Genomic DNA, 24807 nt, shown 5'->3' with positions numbered 1-24807 from the left:
TATTTCTTCTTTTGGTAAAGTCATTAAAATTTGATTACTCTTTTCTCTATTCAACATTTAACACTCTTGCCATTCCCCAAGAATTTATTTTTCTTTCATTACACTTTTAAACAACTACTTAATGGAGCACTGAAAAATAGACTATCAAATGATGGTCATGTTTTACTAAAGCACCACGTTAGTAATAAATCATTCATTTATTAAGGTAAAATCTTCGCTTTTTCCATTCCATTCTACTTTTATTACTAACTCATCTTTTATACTTGTAGATGGGCTATTAGAAATCGGTAGATCTCTTTGATATATGCCCTCTATATTTAAAGAAGCATTATTCTCACCAAAATCTATTACTCCGTTACTCTTTGTTTCAACATAGTAAGTAAAAGTTTCAATATCCTGTTTGTTATATCCTTTGTAGTTAATCTGAATTTGATATGTTTCGTCGCCGTTAGTTTGATTAACAGATACTTTGGAGGACCAATTTTCACCATCGCCAACAAAAACTAAATCGTTCTTATTTGTCTGGCATGCAAACAATAATAGGATTACCAAAAATAAAGTTGCTAAAGTTAACTTTTTGACAGATATCACTTCCCATTATCAACTGGTTTTATAAAAATTACCCTAATACCTTTATTTAACTATTCTTTCAGTTGTTTAAGACCATCATGTAAAAGGTATTTTTTGTTTTTGAAACATTTTAGTCGAACTGTGATTTAAGTATTGATTCTAAACCCTATATGAATACTTTTCTAATTTACACACATAATATTTTTGAATGAAAAATTATTATGAATGATAGGGAGTGCAATAATGGGAGTTCTAAGCGGTAACCCAAAAGATGAACCGTTACATTACGGTGAAGTATTTGCTTTATGGACTAATTTATCTACAAACAACGGTTTAATCGCTGCATATCAAACCTTTGCTAATCACACAGGTGATAAAGATTTAGTAAAGATTATTGAAGAATCGATTCAATGTATGAAAGACGAAAATAAACAAGTTGAAGTAATATTAAAAATTAATGGAATTGGACTACCACCTGCACCACCTGAACGGCCAGTTGCAAGACTAGAAGACATTCCTGCTGGTGCACGATTTAATGATCCTGAAATAAGTGCTGCACTATCAATGGATTGTGCCACAGGTTTAGTCGCATGCAGTAAGGCAATGGGTCAGTGTATTAGAGAAGATATTGCTTTAATGTATGGCCAATTCCATTTAAGCAAAGCCCAATTAGGAGCAAAGCTATTACGATTAAACAAAGATAAAGGTTGGCTTATACCTCCACCACTACACTTAAACTTTCCAGATAAAGAATAATAATTTTTTGGGCAATCTTATTTTGATTGCCCTTTTATGTTTGATTCACAATACGTGTTAAGTGTGAAAAAAACTCACTTTCTCCTATTTAATTAAACTGCCTCTTAAGTTGAATAAGGCATTTTAGATATTGCTTTAAAAATAAAGTTTGATTAATATCCACTCAAAATTAGTTAACTTTCAAGTTAATTTTTTCTTCATATTCACCTGTATTAGTCCGCCATTTAATTTCTATATAAGCATGATTTAACGATATAATTGCGGCATCTATACCTGGAGGGTTATTACCTGCGCTCGTCCCAAAATCTATAGCGGTTTGATTTTCTTGAGGTTTTCGTTCCCCACTACGTTCGCCTTCGTCAGTAACTAACGAATAATTGACATAAAGAAGTTCTTCATCTCCTGTATATTCAATTCCTCCTCTCTTATAGAGTTCCTTCTCTGTTACTTCGTATATGTAATGTACTTTCCATAAGTCCCCTTCACCAGTTGCTTTAATAGTTTCTTGATTAGAATAACAAGCTGTTAAAAGCAATATTGTAAGTAATAATGTGAGTACATTCCTGAACATAACTCTCCCTCTCCCCAAATCTAATATTGAATTTTTTCTATATAATATCTATTTCAACACGCGTCTAAACAATACCTCTTCAACTAACCTTGCTTTAGTTGAAGAATAAAAAAGCCTTTACTCCTTCTTGAAATAAAGCTCCCGGTAGTTAAATTAGGAGAAACATTATTATGCCTTTTATAAAACACAATCTTCTATTCAAATTTATCATCTAATTTCGATTTTATTTCTTCTAATAATTTATACTGCTTATCTTGTTTCTCTAAAATCCTATCTGTTAATTTTTCTAACGTTTTTGTAATAGACCATAAAAAAATCCATAAAAATAGAATAACTCCTAAGGATTCTATAATAATCACCACCCTTTGCTTTTTACTTAAAACTGTTTAGTTAATTCAATGTATTTGATCAACTAAACTGCCTGTTGAATAAGTTCAACAAAAGAGCATAAATTCTGCTGGCGTATTTATACACATCTTCCAATCATTTTCAATAATTCATCTTAATACTAACCGTTCTTTTGAAAGATCCACTAATAACCCTTCATCTATGCTTTCTTATTAAACTTAACTGCCCCGTTAGTGAAGTAATCGATCCTAGAAAAAAGTATTATTTATCTCTATCATTACTTTGACTATCCTTTATCGTTTTTGCCATAGCAAAAAAAACAATTATTATTAATATAGTACAGAATACAATTATAGATGACATATACTTATCACCTCTCTCATTTTTGAGTATTCTTTGTATTATTTTACCATATAAATAAAAACTTGTTAAACTAAACTTCTACGTTAGTTTAAGCGTAACTTTTAACAATGGATCGCCGAAAAGTACTTGATTTTTTGGACGTAAAAATAGACCATCGAATTGATGGTCTTGTTACTCTTTTTTACAAAGCTACATTATGAATCACACTTTAAATAACAGGTTCTAAACAAAATATCTTTAGTGTCAATCAAATATCGTTTCTTTTTCAGGGTTCCTCAAAAATTCGAAGAGGGTTTTAATTTGTGATTCAGTATTCCTATTAGTAGAAAGCTGTGGTAAATTATGTTCCGAAAAAAAATTAATATTATTCGTCTCCGTACCTAGAGTAGGTTTCCCTCCAACAATTTCACACATTATAAATATCTTATAATAATGATAAGCTTCTGGAGGATGTGGGTGTTTATTTTTATCCAATAAAGCAATTAATCTAATCGGTATTACATCAAAACCAGATTCCTCTTTAATTTCCTTCACAACATTCTCAGAGGGAGATAGGCCTATATCGCAAAATCCACCTGGTAAAGCCCATTTATCATCAATATTTTCTTTTACCATTAAGATCTGATTATTTTTAAAAACCACACCACGAACATCAACTTTTGGAGTTTGGTAACCAGTTTCATTTGTAAATAAATCCCTAACTTTATCCATATCGAGTTCAGTATGTTCTGCCATAATTTCTATACTTATATTACGTAATTCTTCATAACGCTCGATATCATAAATATCTTTAGAAAAGGCCAATCCGGACTGGGACAAAGCCTGAATTCTTTTTGCCCACTCTAACCATTGTTTACTCATTTAGACACCTACTTTGAAGGAGATTTTAAATTCTTTTATTCTTTTATTGACCATTTTAACGACTTTTAGTAGCATCTATTATAACATTTCTATTGAACTAAACTGCCACTTTAGTTCAATAAGAAAAGAGCAGTCTAATACCACTCTTTGATTTTCAACTAAAGCATCCGGTGGTTGAATTAGATTTTATTCCCTCGAGCTTTTAAATAAATACATTCCAACCGAACCAAATACACTGGTTACAGCAATTACAGTGACAGCAAAGATAACTTCTGAAGTTGAATGAGGTCTATTAGTCAATAATCCAAACCCGAGTAGCTCAATAAATAATATAAGCCCCCATAATATGAAGAATGCTTTTAATATATCATGTTTCAAACTAACATCATCCCCCAAAAATAATAATCTATCTAAAAGTGCGCCAATTCTCTACGCATGTCTATCTCCTACACTATATTTATATAGTCCTTGTTCAACTAACCTGCTGCGTTAGTTCAATAAGAAAAAAGACACTTGTTAGTAAGAATACATCATTCAAACCTAATCAACTAAAATAGCACCATCAGAAATTGTTATAAAGTTTGCGTTAAAACCAATTATACAGATTATATATTCCCCATCCTCTTTGTAATATTACATGTAATTTTTTTAAAAACTACATAAGAAACTGCGTTAACCAAGCAATATACTTTGCACCAGGAATGAATAACACCTGTGCTAAAAGTGTTCCTAACAATCTTGATGTTACCATCATAATAGAGGCACTTTTTAAAGTAACATAGTTCCCTTTTTGGTTGATTACATCATCCGCTAGGATTGAAATTTTGGGGTCAATAAAGACAATTAGCAAGATGGTAGCTACACCATTAATTAAACCCGATGCCATAACAGCAGTTGTTGCACGTTCAGGTGCAAGCAATGCTGCATATAGTGCAGATAAAACTCCAATTGTATAAATTGCTGTAATCAAAATATTAATACAAAATAATTTAATCGGTATATCACGCCAGCTCATATCTTTTAAATATGCATATCTAGGTAGATGAATATGCTTTTTTGCACGTCTAAAATATGATTTTGTAAATCCTTTTTTCAATAACGCTGGAATCGAACCGCGTTCTTGTGCTAAATGAATGATTGCCCTCGAAAAAACAGCAATAAATGTCGGTAACAATAGTAAACCGATTATCGTACCTAATGTTGCAGAACCAATTAGAATTCGATACTGACTCTCGACAAATTCTAAAGCATTTTCTTTTGGTGCATTATCAATCAAACTTCCTGTAAAAGGTTGTTGCATCATATTCGCTAGCCTTGAAACCATTACCATCACATTAAATAGGGAAAGTGCCGATGCTAATAATTTCACTCTTGCCCCTGATAAACGTACTGAATATGCTAAGGTTTCAATTGAATGAATTATTAAGATAAATAATGCAATCATTACTAATTGCGTTGTGAAAAATTCCAAAGACAATACCTACCCCACTTTTATTTGTTTGAAATAGTATTCCGATAACTTGTCTATAACTCCCATTTACTTTATATAAACGAATTAGATATTGAAATTGTTTCCAAAGTGTATTATAGGATAATTTTCAATTGATACCTTATAAAATTTTGCTCTATATTTAGGTTTTTTTATCTATTTTCTTAACTGGCGTTATTATGATGCTGGCTAAGAGTTATTCGAGTGTTTTGGTAAAATGTAGCAATGTAGTACACTTATTCTACTGATTCCTCTAGTAGATTTGTAAAAAAACGTAAGGAAAAAGGTCAAATTTCGTTAACACAAACTTCATTAATCTATAAATATATCTACATATTAGTTTAACATCCATTTTCTAAAATAAATTTGAAAGATATTTTAGATAGGAGATGGAGAAGATGAGCAAAAAATTATTAATAGGTACAGGAGTGGCTTTATCGTTAATATTCAGCCCATTCAGTCAGGCGTTTGCAGTAGAACAAACAGTAGGTGAAAGAAAACAAGTTGAAAATGTAGCACACCGTGGTGCAACAGGTTATGCTCCTGAAAATACAATTGCTGCTTTTGATCTAGCAGTTGATATGAAAGCCGATTATATTGAAATTGATGTTCAAAGAAGTAAAGATGGTAAATTAGTATTGATTCATGATACAACAGTTGATCGTACAACAGATGGAACGGGAAAAGTAGGAGATTTAACATTTGAACAGCTTAGAAGTCTTGATGCAGGTAGTTGGAAAGGGGAACAATTTGTGGGAGAACCTATCCCAACATTTGAAGAGATTCTTGATCTCTACCATGGAAAAATTGGAATTTTAATAGAATTAAAGGCTCCAGAGCTTTACCCTGGTATTGAAGAACAAGTAGCAGAAGTATTAAAAGAACGAAATCTCGATAAACCACAAAATGAAAAAATCATTATTCAATCTTTTAACTTTGAATCAGTGAAAAGAGTGGACCAGCTTCTTCCTCAAGTTCCAGTCGGTGTATTAACTTCTAACCGTGCAGATACAACATTGGAAGCTTTACAAGAATTTTCAACATATGCGGATTGGTTTAACCCAAGTTATGGAATTGTGACAGAAGAATTAGTGAATCAAGTTCACTCTCAAGGAATGCAAATTGGTTCATGGACAGTACGTAGTCAAGAAGCAGCAGACTTCTTACTCGAAATGGGCGTTGACGCAATCATTTCTGATTATCCGGATTATGTAGATCCTAGAAACTAATATTACTGTAAAATAGTTTAGGAAAAGGGGTATTTGCTACTCCTTTTTTTGTTTGGATTTTTGTTGTTGGTTTTTTGATAATGGTTATCAGAGGTTAGTGGATAATGGTTTAAATGACTTGAGATTATGAAGTTCTGCACTTAAATTAAAAAGTTAGGAGATTGTACAAAGTTACATTAAGTACTACCTCTCATAATCTCACCTAAACTTTAAGCTAGAGATCTAGGTGTAGCAATTTTACTAAAGCATCCGTTAGTGAAGAAGCTACTGCTGCTCTTGTTGTGCGATCGCTCCTATTTTATATAACTACTGTCATAACAATTATTACGATAAAAGCCAACGTGAAGAAAATACCACTTGTTATAATAGAACGCCTTACAAATGCCTCATATACTTTAGGGTCCTCCTTATATGCTGGTTGATGCCATAAACGTATAGCCTTTGTTGGATTTATATATTGCCAAATCGATATAACATAGAATGAAATGACTACGATAATAAATATAATTATTATAAGCAAATAATCCCACTCCTGCCCCGTCAGCTCAAAAAGGACGAAGGCTTTACTTCCTTCTTGAAATATAGGCACCGTTAGTTAAAGTAAATGTAATAATAATTCTTCTTTATTCCTTAGTAAATGAAATTACCTACCCTTAATTGATAGTTATAAAGGATAGTAATAATTTACTATGTCGATAAGACGTCCTGATTTTTCTGACAGTACACTTTCAGATAATCTTGCCCCCGCTATTATTGGAGCCCATTGAAAGACTTCATCCTTTAACAAACCGCTTTTCTTACAATAAATACGCAAATACATATCGGCTAATTCTTTCGAAAACTGTAAATATAAAAGATATGTACGATATACATCCGCACGTATATCCCCTGCGCTGGAATCAACCCAATCTATAATTGTCACGTTGTTATCTGACATAATCAAGTTAAACAAGTGATAATCTCCATGACACAGCCTATTCTCAAATGTTATCGTATCCAATTTTTGTATTAAAGCAGACTTATGTCTATTATCTAGATTATTAGCCGATTCAATTTGGCGGCTTAATTTTTCAGCCATGGATTCAAGTGAATCAGCCACAACCAGATGAATTTTATGTTGTATATCAACGGAAACATTCATGTAATATTCGGCTTTTTCCATGTTTTCGGATAGAATGTCTCCTATTGTTCTACCCTTAATATATTCCATTATGATAGCTTGTTTCCCATCTATTTTCGTGACATCCAATACATTAGGTACAGAAAGTCCACACGAATAAGCATATTTTTGCTTATCTGCTTCATTTGAAGACTCCGTTTCAGGCAAATTGTCATTAAATAGTTTGATAATCCTGTTTTCGTAAAGAAAGATTTTCGCTGTATTTCCTATTGCTATTGGAGTGCCTAAATTCATTAGATATCTCTCCTTAAGTTTTTGCCTAAACAACAACGGCAATTTAATTGTTCACCTTCCAACCTTTGGAATCCTTGTTCAATTAACCTGCTGCGTTAGTTCAAAAAGATAAAGCTATCCTTACAGTCAGCCACTTGTTCAACTAAAGCACCTGTTAGTTTAAGAAGATTTATCAATTAAACTAAGTTCATATTGAATACGTTCCAAAACCTTTTTTGGATTAATATTATAACCTGTTGCCCGTTTTCCACTCCAATTAACCCCTAGATATAATCCATCTTTTTCTAGACCTTTTAACCATCGATTGAGGAATTCTTCAAATTCTATTTCATATGGTTGAAATCCATTATAATCAGGAACATTTCCAATGATTTTTTCTGCCCTCGATTTTAAAGACCAAAATGGCATTGATGTTTCACCGTTAATATTTGTTGAAGTTGGAATACCAACTTCGTCCCTAATTGTCCATATTTTACGATGTTTAATAATTTCTTTTATAAATGCACTCCATTGTGCAGCTGCTTGTGACAAAATAACACCTACTTTTTATACAGGTTAAGATATTAATTCTCCATTCCTTTGTTCATACCTTCTTTCACTAAAAAGGAATCGTACTCCTGCCGTTCTTTCGTCTCTTATTGCCGTATAAATAAGCCATTTTTTCAACAATCTCCTTACACATATTGAAACCTGCTGCAGTCTTAGAATAAACAGGAAAAGATAAATCGTAATTGCCGAGTATCACTGTATCAAGTGAAGGGTTCTTCTTCAACTAACCTGCTACGTTAGACGAAAAAGAAAAAAGGCCCTACTCCCTCTGGAAGTAAAGCATCCGTTACTATAAATATATTATTTCACATAGCTAAAAAATTATTTTCCCCTTTATTTAAACAGGAATTTGTTGTTAATCATAAGTTTAGTGCCTTGCATCTAAAAGTAACTTTATTTCTTTTATTTGTTCTGTGTGTCGCTGTTCATGTAAATATATCTGTTCAATCCATTGGTCAAGTGGTAATTCACCTAAGGCAGGATGCTTAAATGACTTTTCCGCCAATATCGATTTATCCTCTATTGTATTAAGGAAAGTCAAAAATTTTTTTCTCGAATCGTTTAACAAATCAAGGATTGACTGAACTTCAAATGGTTCTACATCTGGATCAACGATTTCGGGAGCTTTAAACTTTTTCGTTCGATCCAATATAAGATGAACGTTTTTACGTTCTGTCTGTGTATTATCAACCTTTTTTAATCCCCATTCTATAGCCTTTATTGTTGCCTGTTCCACTAAAACTAAGTGATGACAAACTTGTGCTATACTCCACATATCCATACCAAGCCTACCATTAAATTGAGAATAACTTAATGAAGTAATCTCCTTTACTAAGTTATTTCTCGTTTCATACAGTTTGTCATTTACTAAATTAATCATGAAATTCTCCCTTCACCAGAAAGTAAATATCTAGGTTCCTTTTCTATTTATATTCTCCATGACGAGAAGTATTCTTTGAGTATTATTTTACTATCCTGCTTTCGTTAATATTTTCCTTCTCAAAAGAAACTTCTTCGTTACTTCAATATAAGTACGTCATAACCTATTGTAGAAATGCTCCCGTTAGCTTAATAAGGAGACTTTGTTACCACTCTTCAATATCACATAAATAACCAAAGAATTCTTCGTGTAATGCAATATCTTCTTGTAGTGACTCTTTTGTGTCTCTATCAACTAAATCAACTAAAAAATGGTCAGCAAGTTCATTTCCACCATCAATCATAACTAATATAGAGTGAATTACACCTTGAATAATATCATTTTGAATATTATGAAAAGCATTTATTTCTTCTTGTGATGTGATTCTTGTTTGAAGAATTTTATACTCGTCTTCATTTTCAGACCAACTTAAATCTGTAATAGGATTTAAGCCATCAACGGCTGTTGTTGTCCAGGAATCCTTTATATTTTTTAAGTTTTGAAAAAGTAGCTTTTGCTTTTCATTCATATGAAATTTTCCTCCATTTAAAATTGGTATACCCCATTAATTCACTGCTTCGTTAGTTCGATTAGAATTCCACAAAGTTTCAACGCTATTGATCTTTCTTTTATAGCGGAGTTTTTTTCGACACTATAAAAGGTTGAGTTCTTAAAACTTCTTTTCCATTTTCTGATACAATAACTCGCACTTCTTTACCATCTATTATTCTTAATGGGTTCTTCATTGAAACATATAGTTCTCCTTGCTCATTAGGCTGAAATAAAGTTCCACCAACCATAGTTCCAAATCGAATCTCTACATTTTCTTCAGGACCAAAAACAACTCCTCCAAGTGAAATTTCATAGTTTCCAGTTGGTTTTAATCCTTTTGCTAATACAATTACATCAATAATTCCGTCTTCAATCGTACTGTCATCGATTGCCTCAAATGCAACAGTTACTCTACCTGTTCCATCTTCAAAAGGTATATCTTCTGCCATATAAGCTCCGACTTCTGTAATACTTGCTCCATTTGAGCAACCAGTTAATAACAGTCCAAAAACTAACAAATTGATAATAAAACTACGCATAAGTATCCCCCAATATTGATTAATACTCTTTATTCCTCTTGTCAGTAGAATTCCTTATTAAACTAACCTGCACCGTTAGTACAATAAGGATTGTAATTAGTTGTAATTAAAAATGCTAATGAAATAATCTTCTTCGGGAAAATCACCTAAATACTCGAACCTATTATTTAAATAGTAACCTTTTAACTTCTCATTTCCAGCCCAACAGTCTAAATAAATCGTCTTCTTTCCTTCAATTGCAAAAGAACGGGCAAAGTCCGTTATTTCTGATCCATAATTATTACCTTGGTATTCTGGTAGAAGGGCAATTTGAAACAAATAATTACTTTTTGGATCAATTGTTAATTCACTTAAACTATCTATGTCCTTTATACAAAAAGTCCCAACTATTTCCTCATCTAAGAATAATACATACGCATAATTATTCTTTATTTCGCTAATAATTTTATTTACATCCCAAGGATAATCCCACTGGCAAATCCCTTTTTGTTGCAAAGCCAACGTGGCCTTATTTAATACATTCACCAATTATTGCCGATCGTTTGACGTGGCTAATCTTACTTTTATCAATTTTTATTCCTTTCATCTACATTATCACGTAAACCACTCGTTAGTTGAATAAGAACGGTAATTCAACTAACCCTCCCATTAGTTTAAGTTTCGGGTTTTGTTTTAGAATACAGATATCCAATCCACGAAACCGAAGATACTATAATAGATAATATCAACAATAATTGTAGCTGTACTATTACCATAAAGGGACTTATTACCAGAATAGTTAAGAACGACAAAATCAATACTACAAGGAAAAATTGATTGCATCTCTTTCTTTTTTCAATGGGAATAAAATAAAATATAGGATAAAAAATAATTGCGCTAATCAACATAACAACGAATATTATGACTAAATAAAACATAATTTTCCCCCTGTTTATATTCCTATTAATAAAAATGGATTATTTTTCATTAATTGTAACATTCTATCCACCCTAATGCTCTTTTCTTATTCAACTAAACTACCTCGTTAGTTAAATGAAAAAAGAGTTGCCTGAGCAACCCATGTTCTTACTTAAGCCTCCATTAATTTAAGAAGTAATTACTTTTCCAGAGTTTGAAAATTTAAAGATTCCTATTATCAAACAAACCATACTAAATGTCCAAATGATTCCTGCAACCCCTATTTGAAATGAATTTTCTTCAGATGCCATTACGTGTTCATAATCAAAAGAAATAGCCTTTAAGAAAAAATATACTGCAACTGAGAATAATATTAGATGCAATAGTGTCCAGACATATGCAGAACTATTATTTTTCTTTTGTAACCAAAGTAACAATAAAGTTAAAATTGCAATCCCCATTACAACAGAAAAGCCTCCAATTAACAGCTCGAAAACACCTTCTTCTAATGGCATAAGAAACCCCTCTTTCAGATATTTTTAATATTAGTACTTACATTTACTTAAACAAACTTATTGAACTATCCTGCCGTGTTAGTTGAAGAGTAACATTTATCAATGGATCGTCGAAACCAAATTGATGTTTGGGACATATAAATAGGCCATCGAAATAATGGTCTTGTTTAACTAAAACACCCGTTAGTTGAACAAGAAATTTTTAATTTTTTATCTCTATTTTTTTTGCTCCAGCTTGAGAAGGATATGATTCATTAAAACCACCATCAACCCATACATCCACTTTGTGACCTATCTTTAAGCTACTTGTATCTTTATAACTTAGGAAAATAAGTGAAATCCTTTCATTATCCAACTCCTGAATTTCGCCAATTGTTTTATCTTTAATTTCTTCATATTTTTCCGAAGTAATTTCTTTAGCAACCAATATTCTTCCTTCTTCAACTTCTAGTATATAACCTTCTATTTTTAAATACTCTTCTGTCGATGTAGCTTCATTTTCTGTACATCCAATTATTATATTAATTTTATACCATCCTTATTCAACTAACCTGCCCGTTAGTTTAAGTGTAACATTTCAAAATGGATTTCTGAGATCTACTTGAAGTTTTAATAAAAATAAGACCATCGCAATGATGGTCTTGTTGAACTAACTTTAATTCACCTATAAACCAAAAATCTCTTTTATAAATTTTCCCATCGTTCAGAGTAGGACGGTGTTGAAATAAAATTGTTTAAATATTGATGTAAAATACTTCATGGCACTTAAAAATATAGCAATAAAGTCGTTAAGTCCAAAGGTTCTTCAACAATTGCGCCCTATTTTTGAAATAATGCTTATTAACCTAATCATTAGAATAACGTTCTAATAGTTTCTTTTTATGTGACTGAAACACTTCATCTAGAGGGATATTGTACTTGTTTGCAATCACAATTAAATTACCTAATACATCCCCTAATTCTTCAGTTAATTCCTGTTTATTTTCCTCATAAGAACCCTGAACTTCATCGGGTCTATCCCTACCAATCTCAAGGGCTCTTATAGCTCGTGCAACTTCTCCCGTTTCTTCTGCTAAAAAGCCAATACGAATAAAAATGTCTAACTCAGACCAGCCCCTACTTTCATAATAATCCTTTACCCATTGTTGAAATTCAGTGACATTCATTTTATCTAACCTCCAATTTCAATATTTTAAGTTTAACAAATAAATGAAAGTTTTATATAATCTTTAATGGTGATTATTTAGGAGGCGATATATTGAAAAAATTAGCCGTATTTTGTGGATCGAGTAATGGAGCATCTGATGTCTATATAGAAGGTGCAAAAAAACTTGGTAAAGAACTAGCTAAACGAAATATTGCACTTGTTTATGGTGGAGCGAGTGTTGGAATTATGGGTGCTGTTGCAGATTCACTTTTAGAAGAAGGAGGATATGTAATAGGTGTTATGCCAAGTTTTCTAGAAAATAGAGAGATTTCCCATAAGAACTTATCAGAGTTGATCATCGTAGATTCTATGCATGAGAGAAAAGCAAAAATGGCAGATTTGGCAGATGGATTTATAGTTTTACCTGGTGGGCCAGGAACTTTGGAAGAGTTCTTTGAAATTTTTACGTGGGCTCAATTAGGACTTCATCAAAAACCATGTGGTCTATTAAATATTAATCATTATTATGATCCTCTTATCGCTTTATTTAATCATATGTCAGAGGAACAGTTTTTACATAAAAAGTACCTTACTATGGCATTAGTCGATAATGAACCAAAAGGAATACTTGATAAATTTAATATATATGAACCACCAACAGTAAAAACTTACATTACTGAAAAACAGATCTAATAGACCAAAACGGATTAAGGTTAATTAAACTTAATCTGTTATTTCTTAAACTGACGCTCCTTTAGAGCAAAAAAAAGCCACCAATTTGGCAGCTTAATCTTCAACTCAAGCGCCCTAGATTTGACTGCGGTTATACCTCGGAAGATTTAAGTGTACTTAGTCCTTATACTTTTGAGCCAATTTTTCCAATAAATTTTGTGCTAACTGATTTTTTTCTTGACATGATACTTCCCTCCATTGCGTTGTATCAGCAATTGAAAAGCATCTAAACAAAAAAAGTTCCTATGTTTGTACAAGACTCGTACAAATATAGGAACTCACTAATTTTTCTTATGCCCTCGGCAGAATTCAAACGAACTTCTTTAGAACCGGAATCTCTCGCGCTATCCATTGTAGTCCATCATGTGTCAATTCCCGAGTAAAACTATTAAATCAAGTGATTTAGAGACTTTTAGCTAAAATCACTGCGTGTTATTTATGCAAACATCGGACCATCTAATACGCCCTCACTCTTTGGGATGAAGAAATACCAGGATTTTACCATCCTGAGCGTCTTTAGAATAGCGTTCAGCTTCATCATCTGGGACTCCAATTTCCATAAGAGCATGCTTTAATCCGCCAGCACCAGAGCTGGCCCCTACGACTGCTCCTCCAATTGTTGTAATAATGGGACCTGCAGCCAACACAGCACCAAATCCGGGAATCAATACAGTGGATAACCCTGCTATCACGCCAGCTATACCAATTGCTCCTCCAGTTACAGCTCCAGCAATGGCTCCATCCTTGGTGGAGGGTTTTACTTCCTGTGTGATTTCCGATAGTTCTTTTGTATTTTTAGCAATAACTGAAATTTCCTCAGTTGTATAGCCTTTCTCTTTTAAGTCTTCAACAACTTCAGCCGCTTGTTGTTCATTTTCGTATACGCCAACAACATGATTCTTCATTAAAAATTACCTCCTATTTGCTTCAGCTATGTATTCTTTACCCGTTCTTTAGTTTTACTAGACACATTTCACCTTCAAGCTTCACTCATTTTAGAATTCCCTCCTATCTTGCGGTTCCCGGAATATTGTTTACAAACACATGCACATATTTAAAAATAGAAAAAGATCTTCTTCCCTCTCCGTAGAGGAGTTTAAAACAATCAAGAGATAATTAGTATAATGATAGGAACAAGTTTGGAAAAGTCCACTCCTCTAATTTATAGTTGTCTTTATAATATTATTATCCTCAAAACCCTAATAAGCAGATTATTGGAATCAATAAAATCAGCAACATACTAGAGGGCTCTTTTTCTTTCAAGTCCCTGAACATCTTTCAAACAGGAATGCTGCCACGATAGCCATCCATGCTTTGGACGTAAAAATAGACCATCGAAATGATGGTTTTGTTTAACTAAAGCACTCGTTAGTTTAATAAGAAAAGAGACGCTTGTTAAACAATCGCTCCCGTTAACGGAATTGTGAAAAGCATCTTAATATGAGTATACTTTTAACAAGAAATCCTTTTGTGACTAACATCTTAGCAAACTATATGAACCTTGCGAAGATATAGCGCATTTCTTATCATAACAATGCGCCCAATTTTCTTACCTATTTTTCCCCCATCAATTTATACCATTTCTTAAAGATAAACCTGCTTAATTCAACCCAAACCCAGCTATATGCAAAAGAAAAAATGTAAATAAACCCCATAACCTTTAATGAAAGAAATGTACTAGCGATAGGCCCTAAAACAGGGAAATGGACAATATATAGAAGAAAACAAATTCCACTCATTAATAATACAGACGTAAAAACTATAATGTAAATTCGTCTTTTTAAAATAAGAAGAGCTATTCCAATTCCTAAACCTACTATCCCTGTTGTAAACGGGAAAACAAAAGATTCGCTAGGTTGAATCAGAGTCAGTATAAAAAACGTTAAAACGTAACTTTGAAGTCCAAAGGGGATTGATATAATAGTACAAATCAAGATAGGGAGAGTGGCAAAAGGACTGATTAAATAACCAATCCCTGGGAGAAAGTTTCCGGTTGACTGCAGGATAGCTGCAAGTGCTGAAAAAATGGCGGCTAATACGAGCTTTTTAGAATAAGAAAACGTTTTAAAATAATGGTGGAGCTTGTATGATTCATGTGATAAAACGCTAAACAATTCATGAGTTCCCCCTTCTCTTCTTACAACACATAAGCTTTATCCTTTTCGGTACAAAAGAAACGCATTTATATATGCAATAGCCATCATTACATCACTTATACCTACTAATATCACTAAAAAAGAATAGAAAAATAATCATATTTCGAGTGGTAATTCAGAGTAAACAGCAGTCTTTTCAATTAAATACAATTACTCAGTGCCTCCATATTGGATTCAGATTTTAGTTAAGACGAAATCCATACTATTTAATGACTGAAGACAAAGAAGAGATTGTTCTATATATGTTTATATTATTAAGTATATTCCCGAAATTTCCCGGGGCCTAGTTTGATACTAATAGAACAGTTCTAATCATATTCTTATAAAAAAACAATAAGAAGGAGCATCAAGTTAATTGTTAAATGTAAAGGTAAGTTTACGACCCATAGTAAGTAAAATAAATTTACCCACTGTTTTAAAAACAGCAATACTTCCGGGTGACTCAATTGAAAGATTATTTATTGCAACCCAGGTAGGAGAGATCTTTTACATTGGAAACGGAGTTATAAGGACTTTTTTAGATATTCGCCCGCGAATCATAAAACTAGGGGTTTCTGGTGGTGGATATGATGAACGAGGATTGATAGGGCTAGCGTTTCATCCCGAATTTCATTATAACGGTCTGTTTTATCTTCATTATTCTGTAGCTGGTACACAAGGTCCAAGTGCTCTTCCTAATTCAGAAGCTGCAGGACGAGGCCAAGATGGTCTTCCTGAATTTTTTCAGCCTAATCCATGTGACCCCAGAACCTTAAACCTAAAGTGGATTAATAGAGAAACTCAATTTGATCATATTGATACTGTTGAGGAATGGATTTTACAATCGAATGGTCAACCTCAAAAACGGCGGGCATTACTTAATTTAAGAAGACCATTTTTTAATCATAATGGTGTCAATAGCTTAAACTTTTCACCTGAAACAGGAAAACTTGTTTTAACAACCGGAGATGGTGGATCAGGCTATGATCCATTTAATTTAAGTCAGGATGATATGGAAATCGCGGGTAAAATAATTGAAATTGATGTAGCTAATAATACATTTATCGGTAATCCACCCGTAGTCACACGTTTTAATGAACTTCCCGTACCTATTCAGGAAACACTAACGGTAATTGCCAAAGGGGTTCGTAATATACCTGGTATTTCATTTCATAGGTTTTATAATCAGTATATCAAATATGTGGGAAATGTCGGCCAGGATTTAGTAGAGTCGATTTTTTCATTCATTCATTATAAACCAATACCGCTTACTCAACTTATTCAAGCTTCTTTAATGAAATCTGAAACTGAAAAAGAAGGATTTATTAACTTTGGCTGGCGAGGATGGGAAGGTACTTTTCCTACTTCGATTATAAGGGGCTGCTCTGCAAATCCGACTTTGGAAGAGAAAACAATTGCTTATTACAAAGATACAGTAAAAAATTCATTCAGGCGCCTTCAACCTTTAACTAGTTATTTTCATAAAGATCCACGACCCGATAAGTTTGGAGGAACTGCACTTACAGGAGTGCAAGCATATTTGGGGAATGGAATCCCCGATTTAACGGGCAGCGTTGTGTTTACCGATTTTGCCCGGGATGAAGGATCTCAACCACCGGTTAGAGGGGTTTTAGCTTATACTAGGGTAAGAACAGATGGTAAACCAAATGATTTTAGTGTTATTCAAACCGATTATAATTTTGGGTCTCAATCAGCTTATTATGTTAGCTTAGGAACGAATCTGGATCAAACTAGACTATATTTAGGGGTTTATGGCTCTATGAATGTGACTGATTTTAACCAAGGTACTGTTTTTGAAATTGTTCCATGATTCATAACTATAAAATTCGACTTAATACCAGATAAATCTCTTTCCTAGATTTAATTGAATCGAAATTTAAAACAAGATTTAGGGATATATGGAATTACGATAATGATTAACCATCCTATTTAACCCTTATATAACCATGAATATAAGAATCCATTTTGAAAAAAGATTGTTCAAAATGGATTCTTTCGTTGTGATTTAGTATTCATTCTCATAAAAAAGCTTGATATTTTATTGTTCCTTCTTTAACTAAAGCACCCGTTAGTTGAAGAAGAAAATAATTAACTTGATCTCTAGAATGAACATCATAAAAGTTGTTTGTTCCATTTTTCCTTTGTGAAAAAGTTTTTAAATCTAAAAAACAAGAATATAGCCCGAACTATCAAGTCAATGGCTATAGATAACCAGACCCCTGCTATTCCCATTTCAAGTTGGATTCCTAAAATATATACTCCTAACACACGGATAAACCACATTCCAATCGCAGTACTGTACATCGGACTTTTTGTGTCTCCCATCCCCTGTAATGCACCAGCTAATATTAAACCTACTGCTAAAGAAGGTTGTGCAAAAGCATCTATTCTGAGTGCTGTTACTACCATATCAATAGCTACCTTATCATTCGTGAACCATGTGGCCATCCATGGAGATAGGAAGAATAAAAATAACCCTCCAATAGACATTATTATGATTCCGATCCACGTTGTTAATAAACCATACTGGTAAGCTTCCTTATGACGATTTGCCCCAATACTCTGCCCAACTAAAGTCGTTGCCGCTATTGCTAGACCATAACCAGGCATATATGAAAACATTTCTATATTACCAGCTATCGAATGAGCAGCATACGTTTCAGTCCCGATTCGAACGATGAGTCCAAAGTATAGCACCTGTCCTAACCGCATAATAAGTCGTTCAGCAGCAGCAGGAGTAGATAAATTTAAAATTGGAGATATATATTGAGTATCTTTGAATGTATACTCAAAAAGAGAGAAACTGAGTTTTGACTTTCTTATGGAACGATATAAGGCAATTGTCCCTAATACCCGTACTATAACTGTTGCGATCGCTGCCCCTGCCACACCCAAGCCAGAGAAATTTAAAATGCCAAATATTAAGACATAATCTAAGCCAATATGGATGACGTTAATCCAAACACTTACTTTCATAGGAGTTTTCGTATCCCCGGCAGCCCTAAGAATGCTTCCGAAGATAAACATGAGAGAAATGAAAACAGAAGGTACAGCTACAATACGGAAATAGGTTATACCATCTTTTAGTACTTGCGGGTCTGCACCCATAATTTTTAGAAGTGGTTCTGCAAAAAAGTAAGATATTATTCCAAATAAGATTCCGCTGATTATTGAAATCCATGTAGATTGTTTTGCAATTGACTTAGCCTTAGCAAAATCTCCAGAACCGACACTTCGTGCGATGAGAGAAGAAGTCCCTACACCAATTGCCATGAAGATAGCTATATAAACCGCAATAATAGTGTTTGCAATACCAACAGCTGTAACTTCATTCAAACCTAACCGAGCAACAAAAAGTGTATCCACGAAACCAACCACAGTCTGCAATACGTTTTCGATTATTGCTGGTATAGCTAAAGATAAAATAATCCATACCTTCTGTTTGGTTGAGTGATCTTGAACCGTGCCATTTGAGGACATTTGCCATCACTTCCTTATTAAATTTAAAAAGAATAATAGAAATATAGCTGACATTTAGAAACTGTTTATCAGAGTCTTTTCCCTACTATCCTGCCTTGTTAGTTCAATTAGCTATTTCTCATTTGCATGGAATCAACCTGCTGCGTTTGTTCAACTAAAGAAGCAGGTAGTTGAATAAGATCATTTCTTTTTGCGTAGTTCTAATCCCAATAATTAAAGATAATGTCTCCAATTCTTTCAGGCTTCCAATAAGCTATTTGTTTCAATTCATCACTATTAAATTCATTGTCATTTTGTACAATACTCTTTTTAGAATCTAACCTTAGTATTACAGGTGCATTCAGTTCCTTTGTATCCAGAACATTATAGAAAGGGCTAAACTGTTTAAATAACTCAGGTTCATCAATAAAAATAATCTTTCCATATTCCACATCAAAAGCAAAAGCCATAAATGGATAATGTACATTAAGTAATATATGCAAATGTTTATTAAAAATTTTAGCTTCGACATCAAAAAAATTAGCGGTTACCTGTGGTTGGACAAGCAATATTTTTCCGTTCCATAACTCCATGAGCCATAACGTCGTTAATAATCATTCTTCCATGTAGTTTAGTGTTATATAAAGCTTTGTTAGTAAAAGAAGTCATAAAGTGGAAGATTCTTATTATAAGTCTACCTTTTAGTTTTCTTATAATTCCCCTTGTTTTATTTGCTCATTGGTTAGGGAAAAGAGTTATATATAATATATAATTATTATAAAGTGAATTAATTTTTAAAAGTCACCTTAGATGGTTTTTAAATTTAGAAAAATTTGATTGCTAAAATCTACTTTTTGTTTTGGGGGTAAAAATAGACCATCAAAATGATGGTCTTGTTTCACTAAAGTACCCGTTAGTTGAACTTGAACATCAACTAACTTATTTCATTTACAATTCACTTTATCATTTTATCATCTTTAAATTATCTAGAGGTAAAAATACAATTTTTGCGGTACCCAATATTTTATCCTTCGAAATAAATCCAACACTCGGGTCTCTGCTATCTGTGCTGTTACGACGATTATCTCCTAGTACAAAAAAGTATCCATCTGGCACAGTTAATTCACCTAAATATTCGTCTAATGTAAAGTCTCCAGTAAGTGTACCATTGTCTATCAAAGCTTTTTTGTATTCCTCTAAGTAGGGTTCTTCGTACCCCTCACCGTTAATAAAAAGTTCATCGTTTTCATAAGTGATTTGGTCACCAGGAATACCAATAATACGTTTGATATAATTAGTATCTTCTTTTGCTTCAAATACTATCACATCAAATCTTTCATACTCCATCAATTTTGGTCCTATTTTATCTACTACTACTCTGTCACCATTTTCAAATGTGGGCATCATAGAAGCACCGTCAACTACAATAGGTGTAAATAGGAAAAATCGAATACCACATGCAAATAAAATAGCAATTCCTATTGCTTTTGCCCATTCCAAAAATTCATTTTTTTCTTTTACTTTTTTCACTTTCAACACCTCTTTCTCTTTTAAACACTTAGCATTTACTTGAATAACTCATTAAATTATCTTATTCGACCTCCCTTTAATAATACCTGCTAGTTATACTAAACTGCTGCATTAGTTCAATATTAAAAAAATCTAAAGCAACTCGTGTTCTTCAGCTAAAGCACCCATTAGTAGAATAAGACCTTCTTAATCGTTATTAAACTCTATTAAATCCGCTATTTTGTATTGTTTTTCTTCTTGTTCATTATTATTCTCAGTCCACGAAACTGTAAGCTTTGCATCACTAAACGCTTTCTTAATATCCTCTTCAGATAATCCTTTTGCGTAATAAACAAGTTTATATTGATATTCCGCAAAGTTTTCAGATGCGTTATCTTGTGATGAAGCACTTCCATACCAATAACGGTCAATTTCATCTATGCTATTTAGCGTTTTTCTCCAATCTTCAAAACTCTCAATTTGTCGATTTGTCACAGCATCTGTGTGTTTCATATTAAATGTATATTCAAGTACCTTAAAATCTTCTTGCTTTGGTTCAATTAAATCTTTAGTGGCATCAACTTTACTGTATTCATCATCACTAATTGAAGAAACTTTTACTTCAATTTCTATTAAGGGTTCTTCATTATTACAGGCTGTTAATAATAAAAAAAATAAACCTGAGAATAGCAAACTTAATTTTTTCATACTTAAACCCCCTCAAATACATCTATTTCAGTATTATTTTATTCAACTATTCTACATAAAAAAAACAATACCTAATCATGGTCTTGTTTAACTAAAGCACCCGTTGGTTGAATAAGAAAAGTGAAGCTTATTCCACAATTTCGCCAGATTCAGGAATAAATTATCGCTGCATAATTAGAGAATTATCTGGTGTGTCGCTCCGATAATAAACATACAAAAGCCGATTAATGAAAGTAATATCCCCAAGTAGAAAGGCCAAGGATTATCTTCTTTTTCTTTATCAAAAGTAAATAGGGTCACTATGCAAAAGATAAGAGTAATAACGGGAATAAAGCCGTATTGCGGTCCGAAAGTGAATGCAATTCCACCCAAAATCAATCCTATAAGCCCATAGGGATTTTGAGTTGAAACTCTGTGTATGTATCCTTCTTCTTTATTGGATAGATCTTCCATTTTATCTCCCCATAAATCGATTTCTTTCATTCTGTTTAGGAATTCAATTATTTTTTTAAATGTTTTCATACATTGCCCCTAACTGCACCGATAGTTGGTCACAAGTTATACAACACTTAAACTTACCTACTTCTTTACTTGAATACGTTTGAAACGAATCGAGGTTCCATTTTTATATTAATTTTCCATTTGCTTGTTAAACTAAACTGCTTCGTTAGTTCAATAAGAAAAAGAGTTGGCTAAGCAACCCATGTTCTTTAACTATAGCACCTGTTAGTTCAAAAGAGTTACCCTTGAGGTAACTTCTTAAGGAACATTTTTTGAAACAGATTTTATTAATCAAAAATACCAAAATTAAAATAGTTATCACCTTTATTGATTTCTTTTAATACTTTAGCAGGTACTCCTGCAACAACCACATTTTCTGGAACATCCTTAGTAACCACTGCTCCTGCAGCCACAACAGAATTGTCCCCTATTGTAACACCCGGTAGAAGAGTTGCGTTTGAACCAATCCATACGTTTTCGCCAATTATAACTGGTGAGGGATATGTTGTGTTTCTTGTTTCTAATGATAACCCATGATTAAGTGTAGCAATCGTGACATTCATACCTAACATTGATCCATTTCCTATACTAATTCCACCTCTATCTTGGAAAGAACACCCTGTATTAAAAAAGACGTTTTTTCCAATCGTGATATTTTTACCGAAGTCTGTATAAAATGGAGGGAAACACATAAAAGAGGAATCAATTTGGTTACATGTCAGTTCTCTAAAAATCTCCACTATTTCTTCTTTAGAATGATATGATGTATTCAATTTCATAGTAATCCTTTGGGCTTCATAACTACACTTGGTTAATAGACCGTGAAGTTCCTTATCCTCTCCTGAAATTGGATTGCCTTTCTTACAAAAAACTATAAAATCTTTCATGTCCATTATTAAAACCACCTATCTTAATTTTCAAAAGCAATTTAACAACTTATTCCAACCTTGAAGCAACTAATATAAAAGGATGTCCCAAAGTAATACTTTTAGAACATCCTCGTGTATAAAGAAAAATTATTAATTTACGAAAATTACATTGTACTAATGTCAATAACGAATCGATACTTCACATCGGAAGCTAATACGCGTTCGTATGCGTCGTCGATTTGATCGGCCGAAATAACCTCAATTTGAGGAAAAATGTTTTGCTTTGCACAGAAGTCTAACATTTCCTGAGTCTCGCGGATTCCTCCGATCATCGAACCAGCAAAGGAACGACGATGACCGATTAAGTTAATGACGCTTAGTGACAACGGTTCAGCAGGAGCACCCACGTTTACTAACGTGCCATCAAGATTTAGCAGTCCTAAATAAGCATCCAAGTTAATCTTTGCACTTACAGTATTAATAATTAAGTCAAAAGTTCCAGAAAGTTTCTCGAATGTTTCTGGCTCACTTGTTGCATAGTAACTGTCAGCACCTAATTTCAGACCATCGTCTTTTTTCTTCATTGTCTGAGAAAGCACAGTGACCTCTGCACCCATAGCATGTGCAATTTGAACAGCCATGTGGCCAAGACCGCCCAAACCAACAACCGCTACTTTTTTACCTGGACCAGCCCCCCAGTGATTTAGCGGTGAATATGTCGTAATACCTGCACAAAGTAATGGAGCTGCAGCGTCTAGTTTAATACTATCAGGAATTCTGAGCACAAAATCTTCCTGTACAACAATGTGTGTAGAATAGCCCCCTTGAGTAGGTTCACCGTATTTATCAACACCCGCGTATGTTTGGATATTTCCTTTGAGACAGTATTGTTCTTCTCCTTTTTTGCAGTTCTCACATTTACCACAGGAGTCAACCATACATCCGACCCCTACCCGGTCACCAACCTTGTACTTTGTGACCTCTGCACCAATATCTGTGACGATTCCGGCAATCTCATGTCCAGGTACGAGTGGATAGTTTACTGGGCCCCATTCACCATGAGCAGTATGGATGTCGGAATGGCATATGCCTGCATATCTAATTTCGATCAGAACATCATGCAAATCAAGATCACGTCGTTGAATTTCAGCCGCTCTAAAGGGTTTGTCCGGACCGTCAACAGCTCGCGCTTTAGCAGTTATCATAAGTAAAACCTCCTACGAATTTTATATTAACCAAGAGAATGTGCTGTACTGGTTATTAATACATAATGAATAATAATGTTCTATTCATTCATTTTTCCCAGCCCATTTTCCCTTACAACACTATGTTAATTCCTATAGTTAACTCTAGGTCAAGTGATTAATATAATTTTCTACTTCCCTATATGGTGTCTTTGACATCCCGCATATACAATGATAAGATGCCCAAATAACCTATAGTTAACTCGAAGTCTATCTACAAAAAAGGAGATTAATGATGAAGACCTATTCTATTAGTGAAGTTGCAAACGAACTGAATCTTACAGTATATACTTTGCGTTACTACGACAAAGAGGGACTTATGCCTTTTGTAGAACGTACACCTAGCGGAATTAGAGTTTTTAAAGAAACCGATATTGACGCCTTAAAAATAATTGAATGTTTAAAAGCCACAGGAATGCCTATTAAGGAAATTAAACAATTCATTGATTGGTGTTCTGATGGGGATTCTACATTGCAACAAAGATCTAACATGTTTTTAGAACGAAAAGCGATTGTTGAAGCACAAATGGAAGAACTAAAAAAAACAATGGAAGTCATCGAGCATAAATGTTTATATTACAGGACTGCATTAGATGCCGGAACGGAAGATATTCATATAAAAAAGATTGAAATCACTACAAACACGTAACAGAATCACCTGAATTTCACAAGTGTAGATATGAAATACAGGGAGTATTTTTATTTTACTTCTTCCTAATTTATATAGTTCCTACTTACAACTTTTTTAAGATACGATAATACTTCTTACGTAAAGTACCCTTCTTCTTGAGTGGACTCTAAAGTTTGTATATCATTAAAATATTTCTTTTAATTAATCCTTACTCAACTAAACTGCTGCGTTAGTTTAAGTGTAACATTTCACACCGGATCGACTACATCTACTTGATGT

General features: G+C 33.2%; 29 protein-coding genes. 5 read left to right on the top strand and 24 right to left on the bottom strand.

Features of this window, described 5'->3' with window-relative positions; translation table 11 throughout:
- Positions 1-189 precede the first annotated feature (189 nt).
- Positions 190-591: a hypothetical protein gene (locus P2Q73_RS10035; protein WP_056830090.1), complete on the bottom strand. Its 402-nt coding sequence runs from the start codon at positions 589-591 to the stop codon at positions 190-192.
- 222 nt (positions 592-813) lie between these two features.
- Here P2Q73_RS10035 and P2Q73_RS10030 point away from each other — a divergent pair, with 222 nt between their 5' ends.
- Positions 814-1326: a DUF3231 family protein gene (locus P2Q73_RS10030; RefSeq protein WP_275786545.1), complete on the top strand. Its 513-nt coding sequence runs from the start codon at positions 814-816 to the stop codon at positions 1324-1326.
- Positions 1327-1495: 169 nt separating this feature from the next.
- Here the strand turns inward: P2Q73_RS10030 and P2Q73_RS10025 are convergent, their stop codons facing one another.
- From P2Q73_RS10025 to P2Q73_RS10010, 4 genes are all read right to left on the bottom strand, one after another.
- Positions 1496-1897 (bottom strand): hypothetical protein, encoded by a 402-nt coding sequence (locus tag P2Q73_RS10025; RefSeq protein WP_275786543.1) that lies wholly within the window; start codon positions 1895-1897, stop codon positions 1496-1498.
- Between the two features lie 954 nt (positions 1898-2851).
- Positions 2852-3469 (bottom strand): NUDIX hydrolase, encoded by a 618-nt coding sequence (locus tag P2Q73_RS10020; RefSeq protein ID WP_275786540.1) that lies wholly within the window; start codon positions 3467-3469, stop codon positions 2852-2854.
- A gap of 186 nt (positions 3470-3655) precedes the next feature.
- On the bottom strand, positions 3656-3847 hold the full coding sequence (locus tag P2Q73_RS10015; RefSeq protein WP_275786537.1) for a hypothetical protein: 192 nt from the start codon (positions 3845-3847) through the stop codon (positions 3656-3658).
- Positions 3848-4124: 277 nt separating this feature from the next.
- A complete protein-coding gene (locus P2Q73_RS10010; RefSeq protein WP_275787453.1) occupies positions 4125-4913 on the bottom strand; it encodes a lipid II flippase Amj family protein in 789 nt (262 codons plus the stop codon).
- A 443-nt stretch (positions 4914-5356) separates the two neighbouring features.
- On the opposite strand from P2Q73_RS10010, the gene P2Q73_RS10005 reads away from it, so the two are divergent.
- Positions 5357-6187: a glycerophosphodiester phosphodiesterase gene (locus P2Q73_RS10005; protein WP_275786534.1), complete on the top strand. Its 831-nt coding sequence runs from the start codon at positions 5357-5359 to the stop codon at positions 6185-6187.
- Positions 6188-6485: 298 nt separating this feature from the next.
- Here the strand turns inward: P2Q73_RS10005 and P2Q73_RS10000 are convergent, their stop codons facing one another.
- From P2Q73_RS10000 to P2Q73_RS09955, 10 genes are all read right to left on the bottom strand, one after another.
- A complete protein-coding gene (locus tag P2Q73_RS10000; RefSeq protein WP_275786532.1) occupies positions 6486-6707 on the bottom strand; it encodes a hypothetical protein in 222 nt (73 codons plus the stop codon).
- A 144-nt stretch (positions 6708-6851) separates the two neighbouring features.
- The gene (locus tag P2Q73_RS09995; RefSeq protein ID WP_275786530.1) at positions 6852-7601 is read right to left on the bottom strand and encodes a phosphotransferase family protein; all 750 of its coding nucleotides are present in this window, start codon (positions 7599-7601) and stop codon (positions 6852-6854) included.
- A 159-nt stretch (positions 7602-7760) separates the two neighbouring features.
- On the bottom strand, positions 7761-8132 hold the full coding sequence (locus P2Q73_RS09990) for a DUF2750 domain-containing protein (RefSeq protein ID WP_275786527.1): 372 nt from the start codon (positions 8130-8132) through the stop codon (positions 7761-7763).
- A 385-nt stretch (positions 8133-8517) separates the two neighbouring features.
- Positions 8518-9030 (bottom strand): DinB family protein, encoded by a 513-nt coding sequence (locus tag P2Q73_RS09985; protein ID WP_275786525.1) that lies wholly within the window; start codon positions 9028-9030, stop codon positions 8518-8520.
- A 205-nt stretch (positions 9031-9235) separates the two neighbouring features.
- Positions 9236-9598: a histidine kinase gene (locus P2Q73_RS09980; protein WP_275786523.1), complete on the bottom strand. Its 363-nt coding sequence runs from the start codon at positions 9596-9598 to the stop codon at positions 9236-9238.
- 100 nt (positions 9599-9698) lie between these two features.
- Positions 9699-10160 carry a hypothetical protein gene (locus P2Q73_RS09975; protein ID WP_275786521.1) on the bottom strand — a complete coding sequence of 154 codons (462 nt, stop codon included), beginning with the start codon at positions 10158-10160 and terminating at the stop codon, positions 9699-9701.
- 96 nt (positions 10161-10256) lie between these two features.
- Positions 10257-10661 (bottom strand): GNAT family N-acetyltransferase, encoded by a 405-nt coding sequence (locus P2Q73_RS09970; RefSeq protein WP_275786519.1) that lies wholly within the window; start codon positions 10659-10661, stop codon positions 10257-10259.
- Positions 10662-11245: 584 nt separating this feature from the next.
- The gene (locus tag P2Q73_RS09965) at positions 11246-11572 is read right to left on the bottom strand and encodes a hypothetical protein (protein ID WP_275786517.1); all 327 of its coding nucleotides are present in this window, start codon (positions 11570-11572) and stop codon (positions 11246-11248) included.
- A gap of 202 nt (positions 11573-11774) precedes the next feature.
- Entirely contained in the window at positions 11775-12026 is a 252-nt protein-coding gene (locus P2Q73_RS09960) for a DUF3221 domain-containing protein (RefSeq protein ID WP_275787450.1), read from the bottom strand.
- A gap of 391 nt (positions 12027-12417) precedes the next feature.
- A complete protein-coding gene (locus P2Q73_RS09955) occupies positions 12418-12738 on the bottom strand; it encodes a MazG nucleotide pyrophosphohydrolase domain-containing protein (protein ID WP_056830116.1) in 321 nt (106 codons plus the stop codon).
- 92 nt (positions 12739-12830) lie between these two features.
- On the opposite strand from P2Q73_RS09955, the gene P2Q73_RS09950 reads away from it, so the two are divergent.
- Entirely contained in the window at positions 12831-13412 is a 582-nt protein-coding gene (locus P2Q73_RS09950; RefSeq protein ID WP_056830118.1) for an LOG family protein, read from the top strand.
- Between the two features lie 506 nt (positions 13413-13918).
- On the opposite strand, the gene P2Q73_RS09945 is transcribed toward P2Q73_RS09950, so the two are convergent.
- Positions 13919-14356 (bottom strand): YflT domain-containing protein, encoded by a 438-nt coding sequence (locus P2Q73_RS09945; protein WP_275786514.1) that lies wholly within the window; start codon positions 14354-14356, stop codon positions 13919-13921.
- 648 nt (positions 14357-15004) lie between these two features.
- On the bottom strand, positions 15005-15565 hold the full coding sequence (locus tag P2Q73_RS09940; protein WP_275786512.1) for a YybS family protein: 561 nt from the start codon (positions 15563-15565) through the stop codon (positions 15005-15007).
- 397 nt (positions 15566-15962) lie between these two features.
- On the opposite strand from P2Q73_RS09940, the gene P2Q73_RS09935 reads away from it, so the two are divergent.
- A complete protein-coding gene (locus P2Q73_RS09935) occupies positions 15963-17417 on the top strand; it encodes a PQQ-dependent sugar dehydrogenase (RefSeq protein WP_275786510.1) in 1455 nt (484 codons plus the stop codon).
- 302 nt (positions 17418-17719) lie between these two features.
- Here the strand turns inward: P2Q73_RS09935 and P2Q73_RS09930 are convergent, their stop codons facing one another.
- The 7 genes from P2Q73_RS09930 to P2Q73_RS09900 all read right to left on the bottom strand — a co-directional run bounded on the left by P2Q73_RS09930 (position 17720) and on the right by P2Q73_RS09900 (position 23858).
- Entirely contained in the window at positions 17720-19087 is a 1368-nt protein-coding gene (locus P2Q73_RS09930) for an MATE family efflux transporter (RefSeq protein WP_275786507.1), read from the bottom strand.
- 200 nt (positions 19088-19287) lie between these two features.
- Positions 19288-19659: a hypothetical protein gene (locus P2Q73_RS09925; RefSeq protein WP_275786504.1), complete on the bottom strand. Its 372-nt coding sequence runs from the start codon at positions 19657-19659 to the stop codon at positions 19288-19290.
- A gap of 370 nt (positions 19660-20029) precedes the next feature.
- The gene (lepB, locus tag P2Q73_RS09920) at positions 20030-20596 is read right to left on the bottom strand and encodes a signal peptidase I (RefSeq protein WP_275786501.1); all 567 of its coding nucleotides are present in this window, start codon (positions 20594-20596) and stop codon (positions 20030-20032) included.
- A gap of 186 nt (positions 20597-20782) precedes the next feature.
- Positions 20783-21283: a fructose-bisphosphate aldolase gene (locus P2Q73_RS09915; protein ID WP_275786499.1), complete on the bottom strand. Its 501-nt coding sequence runs from the start codon at positions 21281-21283 to the stop codon at positions 20783-20785.
- 174 nt (positions 21284-21457) lie between these two features.
- Positions 21458-21805, bottom strand: a complete 348-nt coding sequence (locus tag P2Q73_RS09910) for a cell division protein FtsK (RefSeq protein ID WP_275786495.1) — start codon at positions 21803-21805, stop codon at positions 21458-21460.
- 266 nt (positions 21806-22071) lie between these two features.
- Positions 22072-22677, bottom strand: a complete 606-nt coding sequence (locus tag P2Q73_RS09905; RefSeq protein WP_275786492.1) for a sugar O-acetyltransferase — start codon at positions 22675-22677, stop codon at positions 22072-22074.
- A 140-nt stretch (positions 22678-22817) separates the two neighbouring features.
- Positions 22818-23858 (bottom strand): NAD(P)-dependent alcohol dehydrogenase, encoded by a 1041-nt coding sequence (locus tag P2Q73_RS09900; RefSeq protein ID WP_275786489.1) that lies wholly within the window; start codon positions 23856-23858, stop codon positions 22818-22820.
- Between the two features lie 274 nt (positions 23859-24132).
- On the opposite strand from P2Q73_RS09900, the gene P2Q73_RS09895 reads away from it, so the two are divergent.
- Positions 24133-24546, top strand: a complete 414-nt coding sequence (locus tag P2Q73_RS09895; RefSeq protein ID WP_275786487.1) for a MerR family transcriptional regulator — start codon at positions 24133-24135, stop codon at positions 24544-24546.
- Positions 24547-24807 lie beyond the last annotated feature (261 nt).

It is taken from the genome of Bacillus sp. Cr_A10 (assembly GCF_029222665.1).
In the GTDB taxonomy this organism is placed as follows: Bacteria; Bacillota; Bacilli; order Bacillales_A; family Planococcaceae; genus Psychrobacillus.
The sequence above is the reverse complement of the archived record's forward strand: the minus strand, read 5'-3'. Positions and strand labels throughout refer to the sequence as shown.